The organism is Streptomyces sp. RLA012, from assembly GCF_056270325.1.
Map to the genome: position 1 here is coordinate 10,291,381 of NZ_JBWDPA010000002.1, position 14,753 is coordinate 10,306,133.

16 protein-coding genes are annotated in these 14,753 nt (G+C 71.3%); 12 read left to right on the plus strand and 4 right to left on the minus strand.

Translation table 11 applies throughout. From position 1 onward, the window contains the following. Positions 1-20: 20 nt before the first annotated feature. Genes RV986_RS46725 through RV986_RS46735 form a run of 3 tightly spaced genes read left to right on the plus strand, consistent with a single transcriptional unit; the run spans position 21 to position 2,487 of the window. Positions 21-1,199: an acyl-CoA dehydrogenase family protein gene (locus RV986_RS46725; RefSeq protein WP_475923174.1), complete on the plus strand. Its 1,179-nt coding sequence runs from the start codon at positions 21-23 to the stop codon at positions 1,197-1,199. Next, positions 1,196-1,723: a nuclear transport factor 2 family protein gene (locus tag RV986_RS46730; RefSeq protein WP_475923175.1), complete on the plus strand. Its 528-nt coding sequence runs from the start codon at positions 1,196-1,198 to the stop codon at positions 1,721-1,723. The genes RV986_RS46725 and RV986_RS46730 overlap by 4 nt, the downstream gene beginning before the upstream one ends. Further along, complete coding sequence (locus RV986_RS46735) at positions 1,723-2,487, plus strand: SDR family NAD(P)-dependent oxidoreductase (protein WP_475923176.1); 765 nt, start codon at positions 1,723-1,725, stop codon at positions 2,485-2,487. Before RV986_RS46730 ends, RV986_RS46735 begins: the two co-directional genes overlap by 1 nt. Before the next feature lie 25 nt (positions 2,488-2,512). Here RV986_RS46735 and RV986_RS46740 read toward each other — a convergent pair whose 3' ends face one another. After that, the gene (locus RV986_RS46740; protein ID WP_475923177.1) at positions 2,513-3,724 is read right to left on the minus strand and encodes a CaiB/BaiF CoA transferase family protein; all 1,212 of its coding nucleotides are present in this window, start codon (positions 3,722-3,724) and stop codon (positions 2,513-2,515) included. A 168-nt stretch (positions 3,725-3,892) separates the two neighbouring features. Between RV986_RS46740 and RV986_RS46745 the strand changes: the two genes are divergently transcribed. From RV986_RS46745 to RV986_RS46770, 6 genes are all read left to right on the plus strand, one after another. Next, a complete protein-coding gene (locus tag RV986_RS46745) occupies positions 3,893-4,375 on the plus strand; it encodes a PaaI family thioesterase (RefSeq protein ID WP_475923178.1) in 483 nt (160 codons plus the stop codon). 16 nt (positions 4,376-4,391) lie between these two features. Beyond that, positions 4,392-5,255, plus strand: coding sequence for an enoyl-CoA hydratase-related protein (locus RV986_RS46750; protein ID WP_475923179.1), 864 nt, complete (start codon positions 4,392-4,394; stop codon positions 5,253-5,255). A 29-nt stretch (positions 5,256-5,284) separates the two neighbouring features. Then, positions 5,285-5,749, plus strand: a complete 465-nt coding sequence (locus tag RV986_RS46755; RefSeq protein ID WP_475923180.1) for an FAS1-like dehydratase domain-containing protein — start codon at positions 5,285-5,287, stop codon at positions 5,747-5,749. 62 nt (positions 5,750-5,811) lie between these two features. Beyond that, complete coding sequence (locus RV986_RS46760) at positions 5,812-6,243, plus strand: MaoC/PaaZ C-terminal domain-containing protein (RefSeq protein WP_475923181.1); 432 nt, start codon at positions 5,812-5,814, stop codon at positions 6,241-6,243. Between the two features lie 3 nt (positions 6,244-6,246). Next, positions 6,247-7,692 (plus strand): class I adenylate-forming enzyme family protein, encoded by a 1,446-nt coding sequence (locus RV986_RS46765; RefSeq protein ID WP_475923182.1) that lies wholly within the window; start codon positions 6,247-6,249, stop codon positions 7,690-7,692. Between the two features lie 20 nt (positions 7,693-7,712). Further along, positions 7,713-8,843, plus strand: a complete 1,131-nt coding sequence (locus tag RV986_RS46770; protein ID WP_475923183.1) for a serine hydrolase domain-containing protein — start codon at positions 7,713-7,715, stop codon at positions 8,841-8,843. Between the two features lie 105 nt (positions 8,844-8,948). On the opposite strand, the gene RV986_RS46775 is transcribed toward RV986_RS46770, so the two are convergent. Beyond that, positions 8,949-10,130, minus strand: a complete 1,182-nt coding sequence (locus RV986_RS46775) for an amidohydrolase family protein (protein WP_475923184.1) — start codon at positions 10,128-10,130, stop codon at positions 8,949-8,951. Between the two features lie 115 nt (positions 10,131-10,245). After that, positions 10,246-11,049 carry a FadR/GntR family transcriptional regulator gene (locus RV986_RS46780; protein WP_475923185.1) on the minus strand — a complete coding sequence of 268 codons (804 nt, stop codon included), beginning with the start codon at positions 11,047-11,049 and terminating at the stop codon, positions 10,246-10,248. Between the two features lie 156 nt (positions 11,050-11,205). On the opposite strand from RV986_RS46780, the gene RV986_RS46785 reads away from it, so the two are divergent. Continuing rightward, positions 11,206-12,075: an enoyl-CoA hydratase-related protein gene (locus RV986_RS46785; RefSeq protein WP_475923186.1), complete on the plus strand. Its 870-nt coding sequence runs from the start codon at positions 11,206-11,208 to the stop codon at positions 12,073-12,075. Continuing rightward, a complete protein-coding gene (locus RV986_RS46790; protein ID WP_475923187.1) occupies positions 12,072-12,644 on the plus strand; it encodes a DUF2889 domain-containing protein in 573 nt (190 codons plus the stop codon). Before RV986_RS46785 ends, RV986_RS46790 begins: the two co-directional genes overlap by 4 nt. Here the strand turns inward: RV986_RS46790 and RV986_RS46795 are convergent. Continuing rightward, positions 12,641-13,867 (minus strand): acyl-CoA dehydrogenase family protein, encoded by a 1,227-nt coding sequence (locus RV986_RS46795; RefSeq protein WP_475923188.1) that lies wholly within the window; start codon positions 13,865-13,867, stop codon positions 12,641-12,643. The two genes, RV986_RS46790 and RV986_RS46795, sit on opposite strands and share 4 nt — an antisense overlap. A 112-nt stretch (positions 13,868-13,979) precedes the next feature. Here RV986_RS46795 and fabG point away from each other — a divergent pair, with 112 nt between their 5' ends. Continuing rightward, entirely contained in the window at positions 13,980-14,726 is a 747-nt protein-coding gene (gene fabG / locus RV986_RS46800) for a 3-oxoacyl-ACP reductase FabG (RefSeq protein ID WP_475923189.1), read from the plus strand. Positions 14,727-14,753: the final 27 nt, after the last annotated feature.

A 14,753-nucleotide genomic window follows, 5' to 3' on the forward strand; every position in this document is an offset into this window, starting at 1 on the left:
CCACCTGGAGGGACCAGACGATGGAACTGGACTTCGGACCCGCGGTGGGCGACTTCCGCGACGAGCTGCGCGACTGGCTGGCGGAGCATCTGACCGGGGAGTTCGCCGCACACCGCGGGGTCGGCGGACCCACGGACGGCGCGGCCTGGGAGGTGCGCCTCGCCTGGGACCGTGAGCTGTCCGCCGGGAACTGGCTGGGGGTCGGCTGGCCGCGGGAGTACGGCGGCCGGGGACTCGGACTGATCGAGGAGATCGTCTTCGCCTACGAGTACGCGCGCGCCGACGCCCCCTACCGGGCCACCGGCAACGGCCTCGACCTGCTGGGCCCGATGCTGCTCGCCCGGGGCAGCGAGGCCCAGAAGAAGCGCTTCCTGCCGCCGATCCTCGCCGTCGAGGAGATGTGGGGGCAGGGCTTCAGCGAACCCGGCGCGGGATCCGACCTGGCGTCCGTACGGACGCGGGCCGAACGGGACGGCGACGAGTGGGTGCTCGACGGACAGAAGGTGTGGACCTCCTTCGGCCTCCACGCCGACTGGCTGTACGTCCTGGCCCGTACCGACCCCGGCTCCCAGCGGCACCAGGGGCTGACCATGCTGCTGGTGCCCACCGACCAGCCGGGCGTCGACATCCGGCCCATCCGCAACCTGGCCGGCCAGGACGAGTTCGCCGAGGTCTTCCTGGCCGGCGCGCGCACCGCGTCCGACCTGGCCGTGGGCGAGGCCGGCCAGGGCTGGCGCACGGCGATGGCCACCCTGGGCATCGAACGCGGCACCACGCTGCTGCCCCAGCAGCTCACCTTCGAACGCGAGGCCGACGCGCTCATCGAGCTGGCCCGCACGCGCGGCGCGCTCGACGACCCCATGCTGCGCCGCCGGATCGTGGACGCGTGGATCTCCGTACGCGTCATGCGCACCACCAACATGCGGACCATCGGCGAGCTGATCGCGGGCCGCCCGCCCGGCCCCCAGGCCACGACCGCCAAGCTGTACGCGTCGACGCGACACCAGCGGCTCGGTCATCTCGCGATGGAACTGGCCGGACCCGCCGGACAGATCGTCGGCGAGGACTACGGCCTGGACACCCGGCAGCGGTCCTTCCTGCTCTCCCTCGCCGAGACGATCTACGGCGGATCGAGCGAGATCCAGCGCAACATCATCGGTGAACAGCTGCTCGGTCTGCCGAAGGACCCACGCCCATGAGCGCCCCCGGGGGGATCCCCCTGGAAGACCGCATCGACCGCGTGGAGTCCCAGCTCGCCATCCAGCAACTGCCCGTCCGCTACGCGCTGGCCGTGGACGCCAGGGACCTCGACAGCTGGGTCGGCTGCTTCCCGCCCGAGGTGGAGATGGGGCGCCACGGCCGGGGGCGGGCGGCGCTCCGCGCCTACATCGAGCCGCTCGTGCGCGGATTCCACCGCTCGATCCACCAGATCTGCGGCCACCGCGTCGAGTTCACCGGCCGGGACACGGCGACCGGTTCGGTCTACTGCCGGGCCGAGCACGAGGTGGGGGAGCGGTGGATCGTGATGGCCATCCGCTACCTCGACGACTACGTACGCGTGGACGGCGCATGGTACTTCGCGCGCCGCCGGGAGCAGCACTGGTACGCGGCCGATGTCACCGAGCGCCCCCAGGCGGTCGGCTTCAACAGCTGGGCGGGAGCGGGTGATCCGCCGTTGCCGGACGCCTTCCCCACCTGGGCACCCTTCTGGAAGGAGACGTGATGGAGCGACACGCACGGCTGGCCGGGAAGGTCGCGCTGGTCACCGGCGGCGGCCAGGGAGTGGGGCGCGGGATCGCGCTGGCGCTGGCAGCCGAAGGGGCCGCGGTGGTGGTCGCGGGCCGGACCGAGAGCACGTTGAAGGACACGGCCGGGGAGATCGCCGGGCGCGGGGGCCTCGCCCACATCGTGGTGGGCGACGTGAGCGAGCGCGGTGACGTCGACCGCATGGTGGACGAGACCGTACGGGAGTTCGGCTCGCTGGACGTGCTCGTCAACAACGCGCAGTCCTCGGTGCAGCGGCCCTTGGAGCACACGACGTACGACGACGTCGAACTGACGTACCGCAGCGGCCCGTTGGCCACCTTCCACGCGATGCAGGCAGCCCTGCCGCATCTGAGGGCGAGCCGTGGCAGCGTGGTGAACCTCGGCTCGTCCACCGCGGTGCAGGGCGATCCGACCTTCGCGGCGTACGCGATGGCCAAGGAGGCGATCCGGGGCCTGAGCCGGGTGGCCGCGCGGGAGTGGGGCGCGTACGGGATCCGTGTGAACGTCGTCTGTCCGGCCGCGCTGAGCCCGGCCGCGGAGGTGTATCTCGCCGCCCACCCCGACAAGGCCGAACGGCTTGTCGCCGCCATCCCGTTGGGACGGCTGGGCGACCCGGAGGAGGACATCGGCCGGGCGGTGGCGGCGCTGGTGAGCGACGACATGGCCTATCTGACGGGGGCGACGCTGATGCTGGAGGGCGGCCGGACCCTCCTGGGCTGACCGCGGACCACCAGCCTCCCAAGGCTCACACGACGCCCCGCGCCCGCAGCGCCACGAGCTGATCCTCCGTCACCCCGGCCAGTGCGCCCAGGACTTCGGCGGTGTGCTCGCCCAGCGCGGGCGGCGGGGTGTATCCCCCGACCGGGGTCGCCGAGAGCCGGATCGGGTTGGCGAGCAGCGGCAGCCGTCCGGACACCGGGTCCGCCACGTCCACCAGCATCTCGCGGTGCCGTATCTGCGGGTCGGCGAAGACCTCCGGCATCTCGTTGAACGGGCCCGCGGGGACGTCGTGTTCGTCCAGCAGGGCCAGCCACTCGTCCCGGGGCCGGGTGCGCAGGATCGCCTCCAGGACCGGCACGATCTCCTCCCGGTGCGCGATCCGGGCGGACGTGGAGGCGAACCGCGGATCCTGCAGCAGGTCGGTGCGGTCGGCCGCCGCGCACAGGGCGGCGAACTGCTTGTCGTTGCCCGCGACGAGGAAGAGCGGCTTGTCCGCGCACTGGAACGCCTGCGAGGGGATCCCGCCGTAGCCGCCGTTGCCCCGGCGCCGCGGCACTTCGCCGGAGACCAGATAGTTCATCGCGAAGTGCGAGAGCGAGGCCAGCCCGCAGTCCAGCAGCGAGAGGTCGATGAACTGGCCCTCGCCGGTGAGGTCCCGGTGCCGCAGCGCCGCCAGCACGGCCGTGGAGGCGTAGAGACCGGTGAGGATGTCGACCATGCTGACGCCGACCTTCATCGGCTCCTCGGGGTGGCCGGAGACACTCATCATCCCGGACATGGCCTGGAAGATCCCGTCGTAGCCGGGCCGCCGCGCGTAGGGGCCGGTCTGGCCGAAGCCGGTGACGGACAGATACACCAGCCGCGGGTTGAGTGCGCGCAGGCTCTCGTGGTCGAGTCCGTACCTCGCCAGGGTCCCGGCGCGGAAGTTCTCCACCAGGACGTCCGAGCGGGCGGCCAGCGCGCGGATCAGCCGCTGTCCCTCGGCGGTGGCGTGGTTGACGGTGACGGACCGCTTGTTGCGGTTGCAGGCGAGATAGAAGGCGGCGGTGTCGGTGCGTTCGCCGTCGGGTCCGGTGGGGAAGGGCGGGCCGTACGTCCGGGAGTCGTCGCCGGCCCCCGGCCGCTCCACCTTGATCACCTCCGCGCCCAGGTCGCCGAGCAGTTGGGTGGCCAGCGGCGCGGCGAGGATACGGGACAGGTCGAGGACGCGGATCCCGGACAGGGCGGTCGACGGCATCGATGGCCTCCCACTCTGGAGCGAGCGATGAATGAGTTATATAAATAATACATCTGGCTGCCGAAGGCGGGTCTGGATGATTGCCTCAACTATCCAATTCATGTAACTATATCGAGCAGGCTGGCGAGCAGGGACCGGGCCGGTCGGCCGAGACCGGAAGGTGTGCGGATGACCGTCGCGGCGAGGACCCTCACCGACCAGGAACAGCGCGAACGCCGCGAGTGGTTCCGGGCCCGCTGGGAGCGCGGGGTCAAGTTCAACCGCGGCTGCGGGATGCGGGTGCTGCGCTGGGAACCGGACGGCGTCGAGATGGTCCTGCCCTACGCCGAGGCGCTCTCCGCCCACGAAGGCGTCTTCCACGGCGGGGTCATCTCGGCGCTCATCGACACCGCGGGCGCGGGCGCCGTGATCGCCGGGCACGACTTCGGCAAGGGCAGTCTGCTCAGCACCGTGTCGATGTCGGTGCAGTATCTCGCGCCCGCCCGGGGCCGGGAGGCCGTCGCGTACGCGCGGTGCGTCAGGCGGGGCCGCCGGCTGCACTTCGCCGATGTGGACGTACGCGTCGGCGACGGCCGTATCTGCGCCCGCGGCCAGGTGGTGGTGAGCATCTCGGGGGAGCGGCCCGGCGTCGGCGCCCCGATCGAACCGTAGACGGAGGATGGACGAAGTGTCGCAACAGTCCGAGCAGTCCGAGCGGGCCGAACAGGACCTGGTGCTCTACGAGGTCGACGAGGACGGCGTCGCCACCCTCACCCTCAACCGGCCCGAGCGCAAGAACGCGTGGAGCCTGCCGATGGAGCGACGCTTCTTCGCACTCCTCGACGAGGCCGCGCAGGACCCGGCCGTGCGCGTGGTGATCCTCACCGGAGCGGGCCGGGCGTTCTGCCCCGGCATGGACGTCCAGCGGCTGGAGCAGAACGCACAACCGGGCCAGTCCCTCAACCTCCGGGCCCGGGTGCCGATGTACAGCAGGCGGACCCTGCCCAAGCCCATGATCGCGGCCGTCAACGGCGCGTGCGCCGGCATCGGCCTGATCCAGGCCCTCATCTGCGACATCCGCTTCGCCGCCCGCGGCGCCCGCTTCACCACGGCCTTCACCCGGCGCGGTCTGGCCGGTGAGTACAACCTGCCGTACGTACTGCCCCGCGTCGTCGGCCTGGAGAACGCGCTGGACCTGCTGCTGTCCGGACGTGTCGTCGACGCCGACGAGGCGCGGCGACTCGGTCTGGTCAGCCGGGTCGTGGAGCCGGACGAACTGCTCGACGCCGCCCGCGCCTACGCCCGCGACATCGCCCGCAACTGTTCCCCGCGCGCCATGGCCGTCGTACGCCACCAGGTGTACGGCGATCTCGACCGGTCGTTCACCGACGCGCTCGCCCGCTCCTACTCGGCCATGGAGTTCTTCGCCGGCTCACCGGACTTCCGTGAGGGCGTGGCCAGTTTCGTGGAGAAGCGAGAGCCCAAGTTCGAGGGGCTGCCCCCGGACTTCGACCCGGAGGACGCGACCCGCGACGCGTTCCTGCCCTACTGACCCGACCCACCGATCGAGGAGCACCGACGATGACAGGGCAGCCGATGACAGGGCAGCCGTTCCCCGTCGAGGCCGGGCACATCATGATGTTCGCCCGCGCCATCGGCGACGAGAACCCGGCCTACCACGGTGAGGCCGCGTACGCCCCGCCGACCTTCGCGATGGCGAGCGCCCACCACGACCCGGACTACCCGCTGCGACCCCAGCCAGGTCAGGAGTGGTTCGGGTCGGGGAGCGGCTCCGGGACCATGACCGAGGGCGGCGGAGGCCTGCACGCCGAGCAGCACTTCGAGTACCACCGCCCGGTACGGGCCGGAGAGACGCTGTACGCGCACACGGTCCCCGGCCGCAGCTGGGAGAAGCAGGGCCGCACCGGCCGCCTGCTGTTCAGCGAGCGCGTCACCGAGTACCGGGACGCCGACGGCCGGCCGGTCGTCAGCGCCCGGACCGTGGCCGTCGTGCCCGAGGGCCCCGCCACCCGGAAGGACTCCTGATGAGCCCTATGAGCCCGATGAGCCCTATGAGCCCTATGAGCCCGATGAGCCCTATGAGTCCGATGAGCCCGACGAGCCTTCGCGTCGATGACGTCAAGGTCGGCGAGAGCCGCGTGAGCGTGCTTGTCGAGGACCTGAAGCGCACCCGGATCGTCCAGTACGCGGGCGCCTCCGGCGACTTCAACCCGCTGCACACCGACGAGGTGTTCGCCACCGAGGCCGCCGGCTACCCCGGGGTCTTCGCCCACGGCATGCTGACCATGGGAATGACCGGACGCGTCCTCACCGACTGGGTCGGCGTCGAGCCGCTGCTGACCTTCGGCGTGCGCTTCAAGGCCCAGGTCTGGCCGGGCGACACCCTCACCGCCACGGCGACCGTCGAGGCCGTCGAGGACACCCCGGCCGGGCCGGTCGCCCGCTTCTCGCTGCGCACCGTCAACCAGGACGGCGGCGAGGTGGTCAGCGGCACCGCGACGGTCCGGCTGGAGCCCTGACCGATGGACGGCGGCAGCGGACTCACCGGGGCGACGTGGACCGCCATGGTCGCCCGCGCCCACGACCACGCCCGTCCGGCCGTCCGCTTCGACGGCCTGACCTGGACCGGACGCGAACTCCTCGACCGCGCCGGCGGCGCGGCCGACTGGCTGGACACCCTCGGCCTCGCCCCCGGAGAGCCGGTGCCCGCACTGGTCGCCACCTCCGCCGACGCCCTCGCGCTGGTGATCGGCGGGGCGGGCTCCGGACACCCGCTCGCGCCGCTCGGCGTGCGCATGACTCCGTACGAGATCGCCGCGGTGGTGCACGGGATGGAGTCCCACGTCATCGTCGCCCAGGGCGAGTTCGCCGAGCTGGGCGGCCAGGTCGCGGAGCTGTCCGGCCGGCGCGCCGTGACCGTGCCGGAACTGCGCCCGAGCCCAAGGACGCTGACGGCCGCCCCGGACGCGCTCGCCGCCGTCCTGCACACCTCCGGGACGACCGGCATCCCCAAACCGGTCCCCATGACCCAGCGGCGGCTGGCCGCCCGCGCCCGCGTCAACGGACGGCTGTGCACGCTCGACGCCGACAGCTTCTACGGAGGCAGCGCGCCCTTCCATCACATCGCGGGCCTGGGCAACATCGCCGTCGCCCTGGCCGCCGGTGCGCTGATCACCGGGCTGCCGCGTTTCACCGTCGAGGGCTGGACCCTCCTGCGGGAACTCGGCACCACGCACACCAGCATGGTCCCCGCCATGCTGGAGACCCTGCTGGCGGCGGGCCACGCGCGCCACGAGAGCCTGCGGGTCCTGCAGTACGGTGGCGCGCCCATCCGCCCCGGCACCCTGCGGCGGACGTACGAGGCGATGCCCGGTGTCCGCATGCTCAACATGTTCGGGCAGACCGAGGGCTCGCCCCTGAGCGTGCTCACCCCGGACGACCACCGGGAGGCGATCGCCGGGCGCACCGAACTGCTGCGGTCCGTCGGACGAGCCGCCCCCGGCGTGGAGTTGCGGGTGCGCGACCCGGGCCCGGACGGCGTCGGCGAGATCGACGCCCGCGCCGACCACTTCTTCCGGGTGGACGCGGCGGGCTGGCTGCGCAGCGGCGACCTGGGGCGGGTGGCGGCGGACGGCTATCTGTATCTGGCCGGGCGCCGCAACGACATGATCATTCGCGGCGGTGAGAACGTCCACCCGCTGGAGGTGGAAACGGTCCTGGCCGCCCATCCCGGGGTCGCGGACGTGGCGGTGACGGGCGTCCCGGACGAGCGGCTCGGCCAGACCGTCGTGGCCTTCGTCGTCCCCGCCGACCCCGCCGTCCCGCCGGACCCGGCCGCGCTCAGGAAATACGCCCGCGACCGGCTGTCCGGGTTCAAGGTCCCCGTCCGCTGGCGCTTCGTGGCGGATCTGCCGCGCAACGCCAACGGCAAGGTCGTTCGCGGCAGCCTGCGGGAGCCGACGCCGTGACCGCATCGGAGGAGAGCAGCATGGCCCTACTCGACCACTCGGTCGTCGAACCGTCGGCGGTGGGCGTCGACCCGCACCGCCTGGATGTGCTGCTGCGCCGGATCGGGCTGGAGGTGGAGCACGGTCCGCTGCCCTCCGCGCAGGTCGCCGTCGCCAAGGACGGCCGGCTGGTGGCCTTCGAGACCTGGGGCGACGCCGGTCCGGACACCCGCTATGTCCTGCAGTCCGTGGGCCGGTCGATCGTGGCGGGCGTGGTGTGGAAGCTGATGGGCGAGGGACTGCTGGACCTCGGCGAGGAAGTCGCCGCGATCGTCCCGGAGTTCGCGCCCAACGGTAAGGAGGCGGTGACGGTCGAGCAGGTGCTCACCCACACCGCCGGCTTCCCCTTCGCGCCCCTGGGACATCCGAAGATGCTCGACCGGGAGCAGCGGCTCGCCGCCTTCGGCCGCTGGCGGCTCGACTCTCCGCCGGGCAGCCGGTTCCAGTTCCATCTGACCTCCGCCGCCTGGCTGATCGCCGAGATCGTCGAGCGGCGCACGGGCCTGGCCTTCGCCGAGTACCTGCGCGAGCGGATCGCGGGGCCGCTCGGCCTGTCCTCGGTCGAGCTGGGCGTTCCGGTCGACCGGCAGCCCGGCACGGTCGCGCCGATGACCGCCACCGACCGCACCGGCGACGACCAGGAGCCAGACCCCTGGGGGCCCTGGTATCTGTCGGATCCGCGGGTGCTGGCGGCGGGGGAGCCCAGCCACGCGCTGGTCGCCACGGCCGCCGATGTCGCCCTGTACTTCCAGGCGTTGGAGCACTCCGGCCTGTGGAAGCCGGAGGCGGTGGCGGAGGGCATCCGTATCCGGTTGACGGAGGTCCCCCACGGCGACAGGAACTACGGCGGTGGCGGCGGCAGGCGTACGAGCATGGCCCTGTTCGTCACCGTGGCCGGCCCCGACGCGGGCAGCGGGCTGCCGTCCACCGGCTCACCCGCGCTCTTCGGCAGCGCCGGAGCGGCCTACCAACTGGGCTTCATGGACCCGGAGACCGGTCTGTCCTTCGCATGCCTGAGCAACGGCTACCCGCTCGCCGGCTACGACCACGCGCGGCGCGGCACGGCGCTGCTCACCAACATCGCGAACCTGGCGGCCGACCTCACGGACTGAGCCTTCCTCATGGGTCGAGCCTTGTGAGCCGAGCCCTACGTCCTGAGCCTCACAGACTGAGCCCGGCACCGTCATCGGTGCCGGGCTCAGTGGTTGGTCCGACGCTCAGCGGCTGACCAGCTGCTGGGCGTTGTTGTACATGATGTCGTCCTGGACGGACTCGTCGAGTTCCGCGAGGAGTTTGCGGTAGTCGGCCGGGTTGGCGATGCCCTCCGCGTGCGGGAAGTCCGAGCCCATCACGATGGACTCGTGGTGGCCGAGGCGCTTCACCAGGCTCGGGATGTCGTCCTCCGGGTAGGGCACCACGCGGACGTGCTTGCGGAAGACCTGGCTGGGGCGCTCCTCCAACTGGCCGCCCAGCCAAGGGCCGTTGCGGCCCATGCCCCGGCTCTTGTCCATGTGCCGGACGAAGTGCGGCACCCACTCGGCGCCGAACTCCGACACCAGGACGTTGATGTCGGGGAAGCGGCCGAAGAGGTTGTCGAAGACGAGCGCGGAGAGCGTCTCCTCGATCGGGCGCTGGCCGTAGGTGTTCATCCACTGCCAGGCGGACATGCGGAAGTGGATCGGGTTAGGGTCGTGCCCCCAGGCCGGGGCCACGCTCGAGTTGTAGTAGAACTCGCTGATGTGGAAGCAGACGCTGGCCTTGGCCTCGTTGACCAGCTTCCAGAACGGGTCGAAGTACGGGTCGCCCGGTGAGCGGCCGTACTGCGGCCCGGTCGGCAGCATGATGAACCGGGCACCCTGCTCCAGGACGAACTCCAGCTCCTTCACCGCGTGGTCGAGGTCGCGCAGCGACAACAGGGCGGGGGAGTAGATGCGGTCCTGGTGGTTGAAGCCCCAGACCTCGTTCATGTAGCGGTTGAACGAGTGGTAGTTGGCGTAGAGCGGCTCGACGCCCTTCACATACTCCTCGGCGACCAGTGCCCAGCCGCCCGGATACATGATCGTCTGGTCGAGCCCCTGCTCGTCCATGACCCGCAGCCGGGCCTCGCGGTTCTGGTACGCCTCGTGCATCGGCTCGAACTGGTACGTCTCCTCGGGGTTGCCCGAGGCCATCGCCTTGAGCATCTCCTTGAGCGAGCCGGGCCGGTAGACCTGCCCGAACTCCGGTTCGAGGCAGACCACGATCCGGTCCCCGGCGAGGATGACCTCGCGGCCGTCCGGCAGTGTCACCGGGGCGACGGCCGTGCCGAGGAACTCCTTCGGGAGGTAGCGGGTGAAGGAGTCCCGTTCCTCGTACATGTGCTGGTCGCAGTCGAAGATGCGCTTGCGCTGTTCGGCCATGGCCGTGACCTCCGGACCCCAGAGCTATTCAGTACGCCTTCTATAATTATCTAACTGTTTGAAGAGCGCAAGAGCGGAGTCCGGGCGGACTTGGGGTGATCGGCCGGCCGCCGGGTCAGTCGAGGAGTTCGAGGACGGTCTTCGGGCCGGCCGAGTTCACCACGTCGTCGGCGCTGGAGAGATGGCGCTGCCACAGCTTCTCGGCCTCGTCGCCCTTGCCGGACTCGATCAGGCCGACCAGCCGCACATGCGCGCGGTGGCCCTTGAGGGCCTGGGCCTGCTGGGCTGCGGTGTCGGTGGCGGCCGCGGTGTAGGAGGCGTTGGCGCGGTCGACGATGGTGCGCAGCATGCCGCACAGCAGGATCAGGGTCTGGTTGCCGGTGAGCTCCACCAGCAGGGCGTGGAAGGCGTCCTGGGCGTCCACCAGTGCGAGCGGGTCGTCCAGTGCCGACTTCTCCACGGCCAGCGCGTCGCGCAGCCGCTTGATGTCCGTCGGGGTGTGCTTGGCGGCCAGCTGGCGGGCGCAGGGCGGCTCGATGAGCGCCGCCGCGCGGTAGACGTCGCCGAGCGTGGCGCCGCGGTACTCCAGGATCAGACCCGCGAAACGGGCCGCGACATCGGCGTCCGGCGCGCTCACCCGGGCGCCGCCGTGGGCTCCGCGGCGCACCATGATGAGGGACTCCGACTCCAGGACGCGGAAGGCCTCGCGCAGGGTCGGCCGCGAGATGCCGAACTGCTCCATCAGGCCCGACTCCGAGGGCAGCGCGTCCCCGGGCTTCAGCTCGCCCCGCACGATCTGGCGGCGCAGGTGTCCCGCGACCAGCTCGGCGGTCTTCGGTACGCGCACCTGGCGTCCCACGCGGGCGCGGGACGGGGCGGGCACGGTGGTCGCCTCTGTTGCGCGTGCTGCCTCGGCCACGGCGGTCTCTCCTCGCGATATAGCAAAATGAATCGTCTTAGTGCATCGAGGGTACCAGGTCAAGGGGTCCGCGATCATTGCCGGGACGTCGGTGATCTGGCGGCGGCATCCTCCTTGAGATATAGATGATTCATCTATCTATTTTGGAGTGACGCGATGGCCGAGAACCCGACCCCGGTGATCCTCTCCGAGCTCACCGACGACGGAGTCATGCTGCTCACCTTGAACCGGCCCGAGCGGCACAATGCCTGGACCCTGGAGATGGAGCTGCTCTACAACGAGCTGTTCGACCGGGCCGAGTCCGATCCCCGGGTACGGGCCGTGGTGCTCACCGGAGCCGGGCGCGGCTTCTGCCCGGGGATGGACATGAGCGTGCTGGACGGGGCGTCCTCCGGGGCCAGCCCGTGGCCGACGGACCGGCTGCCGCCGCGCACCCGGCCCATGTCCTTTCCCAAACCCGTCGTGGCGGCCGTCAACGGTGCCTGTGCGGGCATCGGCTTCAACCAGGCGCTGATGTGCGATGTGCGGTTCGCCGTGCCGACCGCCAAGTTCGCCGCCGCCTTCAGCGCGCGAGGGCTGGTGGCGGAGGACGGTGTGTCCTGGATCCTGCCCCGGATCGTCGGCTACGGGAACGCCGCCGACCTGCTGCTGTCCTCCCGCCGGGTCACCGGACCGGAGGCGCTGGCGATGGGGCTGGTCAACCGGCTCGTCGAGCCGGACGAGCTGCTGCCCACGGCGATCGCGTACGCGACCGAACTCGCCCGCTCGGCCAGCCCGTACGCGATGTCCCTGATCAAACGGCAGCTCGCCGACGACCAGGCGAGGACGTTCGTCGAGAGCCGGGACGACGCTGCGGCGCTGCTGGCCACGGCCAAGCGTGCCCCGGACTACCGCGAAGGCGTCCGCAGCTTCATCGAGCGTCGGCGGCCGGAGTTCGCGGGGCTGGGGGACTCGGCCTCGGCGCCTGCTTCAGTGGCGGCTTCGGCTTCGGTGGCGGCTTCGGCGCCGGAGGAGGTCTCGTCATGACGCGCGCGGAACTCCCGCTGCACCGCCGTACGATCACCCTCACCGCCCACGACGAGGGCGGCGACGCGATCTCGGTCGAGGCCGAACTGTCCGACGAGCGGCCGTGGGTGGACCCGTCCAGGGCCGTCGTGCACCGGATGGTCCTGGCCGTGCGCATCCGCTTGGCGGACATGGTCGTCGTGGACGCCCGGGCGGACATGCGGACGTTCCCGCACGCCGAGTGCCCGCTGATCGCCCCCGCCTTCGACGGCCTCGTCGGGCTGAGCGTGTCCGCCGGGTTCAACCGGGCGATCCGGGAACGGTTCCGCGGCGCCGCCGGCTGTACGCACCTGTACGAACTGGCCCGGGCGCTGGGCCCCGCCGCCGTCCAGGCCGCCATCTCCGCCAACGCGCGGCGCCGGGACACGGGCGAGCCGTCCCACGATCCGCGTGCCACCGCGGGCGTGCTCGACAGTTGCCACATCTGGGCGCCGGACGGAGTCGGCCTGCGCAAACTGGACGCGGGCTGGCGGCCCGGCACCGGACCGCGCCCGGTGCCGGAACTCAAGGCCTTCGAGGAGCCCGGCTAGCCTTCCGTTCCCCTGGGCTCCCGGGGTAGCCCCAGCACCCGCTCCGCGAGGATGTTCCGCTGCACCTGCGACGTCCCGGCATAGATCGTGCCGGAGCGGGCGATGAGGTACGTCGTCGACCAGGACGCGGAGGAGTTGGCGGCGCCGGGGTCGTCGGCGCGGTAGGTGCGCAGGGGCGGGCGGCCCACCGGGACCTGGCCGTGCAGGCCCATGATGTCCATCGCCAGGTCGGTGACCTTGGTGTGGTACTCGCTCCAGTACAGCTTGGCGATCGACGACTCGGGGCCGGGCTCGGCGCCCTTCAGCCAGCCGGTGAGGATCCGGTAGCCGAGATAGCGCATGATCTCGACCTTGGACCAGCACCAGGCGATCCGCTGCCGGATCACCGGGTCCTGGTCCCTGCCGTACAGCCGGGCCAGTTCCACGAGGCGCTCCACCTCGGCCTTGAAGAGGAGGGGGTTGGTCGCGGCCTCCTCCCCGCGTTCCACGCCCAGGAGGCTCTGTGCGACCGTCCAGCCGTTGTCGACACCGCCCACGACGAGGTCGGCCCGGGTGCGGGCGCCGGTGAAGAAGACCTCGTTGAAGTGCAGTTGGCCGCTCATCATGCGGAACGGGCGTACCTCGACGCCGGGCTGGTCGAGCGGGACCAGCAGGAAGGAGATGCCCCGGTGCCTGGGCACGTCGCGGTTCGTGCGGGCCAGGACGAAGATCCAGTCGCTGTGGTGGGCGCCCGAGGTCCACACCTTCTGGCCGTCGATCACCCAGGTGTCGTCCTCCCGTACCGCCCGGGTGGTGAGGGAGGCGAGGTCCGAGCCCGCGTCGGGCTCGGAGTACCCCTGGCACCAGGTGTCCGCGCCGCTGAGGATGCGCGGCAGGAAGTGGCTCTTCTGCTCCTCCGTGCCCCACCGCAGCAGCGTGTTCGCCAGCATCTTCACGCCGAAGGTGTCCTGTGGCAGCCCGAACGGGACGCCCGCCCGTGCCAGCTCCTCCATCAGGACGACCTGATGGAGCTTGGACAGGCCGCGGCCGCCGTACCGCTCGGGCCAGGTGAGCGAGAGGTACCCGCGCTCGGCGAGCCGCCCGCGCCAGTCGCGGGCGAAGGTCCAGGCGGCCTCCTCGTCGAGGGCGCCGATGCCCGTCCAGTCGGCCGGCAGTGTGTCGGCCAGGAACGCCTTGACCTCATCGCGGAACGTCCGGGTCTCCGGGGGATAGCTGATGTCCACCTGTGTCGTCTCCTCCTCGGGGCCCCGTGCGGCCGCTCTCGCTGTATTGATACTTTCAGCGTAATAGGTTATCTATTTTAGAGGAATAGCGGCGAGTGAGGGGCGGGCGGGCATGGGACTGCTGGACGGCCGCAGCGCGGTGATCACCGGCGGCGCGCAGGGCATCGGCTTCGAGATCGCCGCCGTACTCGGCGGGGCGGGCGCGTCCGTCGTCATCGGCGACATCAACGAGGGCGCGGCGGCGGAAGCCGCCGAGCGCCTGGGCAAGAACGGCGTCGCCGCCACCTCGCTGCGCTGTGACGTCACCGCCGAGGACGAGGTCGCCGCCTTGGTGGCGCACTGCGCCGACACCTTCGGACCGGTCGGCGTCATGGTCAACAACGCGGGGATCACCCGCGACGCCACCCTGCGCAAGATGGCCCTCGCCGACTTCCGCGCGGTCGTGGACGTTCACCTCACGGGCGCCTGGAACGGCACCCGCCACGCCGCCGAGTCGATGCGCGCGCACGGCCGGGGCGGCAGCATCGTCAACATCTCCTCCATCTCCGGCAAGGTCGGCAACTTCGGCCAGACCAACTACAGCGCGGCCAAGGCCGGCCTCGTCGGCCTCACCAAGGCCTCCGCCAAGGAACTGGCCCGCGCCGGGATCCGTGTCAACGCCGTACAGCCCGGCCTGATCCGCACCGCCATGACCGAGGCGATGCCGCAGGCCGCCTGGGACGCCAAGCTGGCCGAGATCCCCATGGCCCGCGCGGGCGAGCCCGCCGAGGTCGCCCAGACAGTGCTCTTCCTCGCCTCCGACATGGCGAGCTACCTCACCGGAGCCGTCCTCGAAGTGACCGGCGGCCGGTACATGTGACCCCCGCTGCCCCTTTCAAGAAAGGCA

Excerpts from the sequence above, each read along its gene's own strand:
- RV986_RS46730 (WP_475923175.1), top strand. The coding sequence starts at position 1,196 with ATGAGCGCCCCCGGGGGGATCCCCCTGGAAGACCGCATCGACCGCGTG.
- RV986_RS46735 (WP_475923176.1), top strand. The coding sequence starts at position 1,723 with ATGGAGCGACACGCACGGCTGGCCGGGAAGGTCGCGCTGGTCACCGGC.
- RV986_RS46745 (WP_475923178.1), top strand. The coding sequence starts at position 3,893 with ATGACCGTCGCGGCGAGGACCCTCACCGACCAGGAACAGCGCGAACGC.
- RV986_RS46790 (WP_475923187.1), top strand. The coding sequence starts at position 12,072 with ATGACGCGCGCGGAACTCCCGCTGCACCGCCGTACGATCACCCTCACC.
- RV986_RS46775 (WP_475923184.1), bottom strand. The coding sequence starts at position 10,130 with ATGGCCGAACAGCGCAAGCGCATCTTCGACTGCGACCAGCACATGTAC.
- RV986_RS46760 (WP_475923181.1), top strand. The coding sequence starts at position 5,812 with ATGAGCCCGACGAGCCTTCGCGTCGATGACGTCAAGGTCGGCGAGAGC.
- RV986_RS46740 (WP_475923177.1), bottom strand. The coding sequence starts at position 3,724 with ATGCCGTCGACCGCCCTGTCCGGGATCCGCGTCCTCGACCTGTCCCGT.
- RV986_RS46785 (WP_475923186.1), top strand. The coding sequence starts at position 11,206 with ATGGCCGAGAACCCGACCCCGGTGATCCTCTCCGAGCTCACCGACGAC.
- RV986_RS46770 (WP_475923183.1), top strand. The coding sequence starts at position 7,713 with ATGGCCCTACTCGACCACTCGGTCGTCGAACCGTCGGCGGTGGGCGTC.
- RV986_RS46725 (WP_475923174.1), top strand. The coding sequence starts at position 21 with ATGGAACTGGACTTCGGACCCGCGGTGGGCGACTTCCGCGACGAGCTG.
- fabG (WP_475923189.1), top strand. The coding sequence starts at position 13,980 with ATGGGACTGCTGGACGGCCGCAGCGCGGTGATCACCGGCGGCGCGCAG.
- RV986_RS46765 (WP_475923182.1), top strand. The coding sequence starts at position 6,247 with ATGGACGGCGGCAGCGGACTCACCGGGGCGACGTGGACCGCCATGGTC.
- RV986_RS46755 (WP_475923180.1), top strand. The coding sequence starts at position 5,285 with ATGACAGGGCAGCCGATGACAGGGCAGCCGTTCCCCGTCGAGGCCGGG.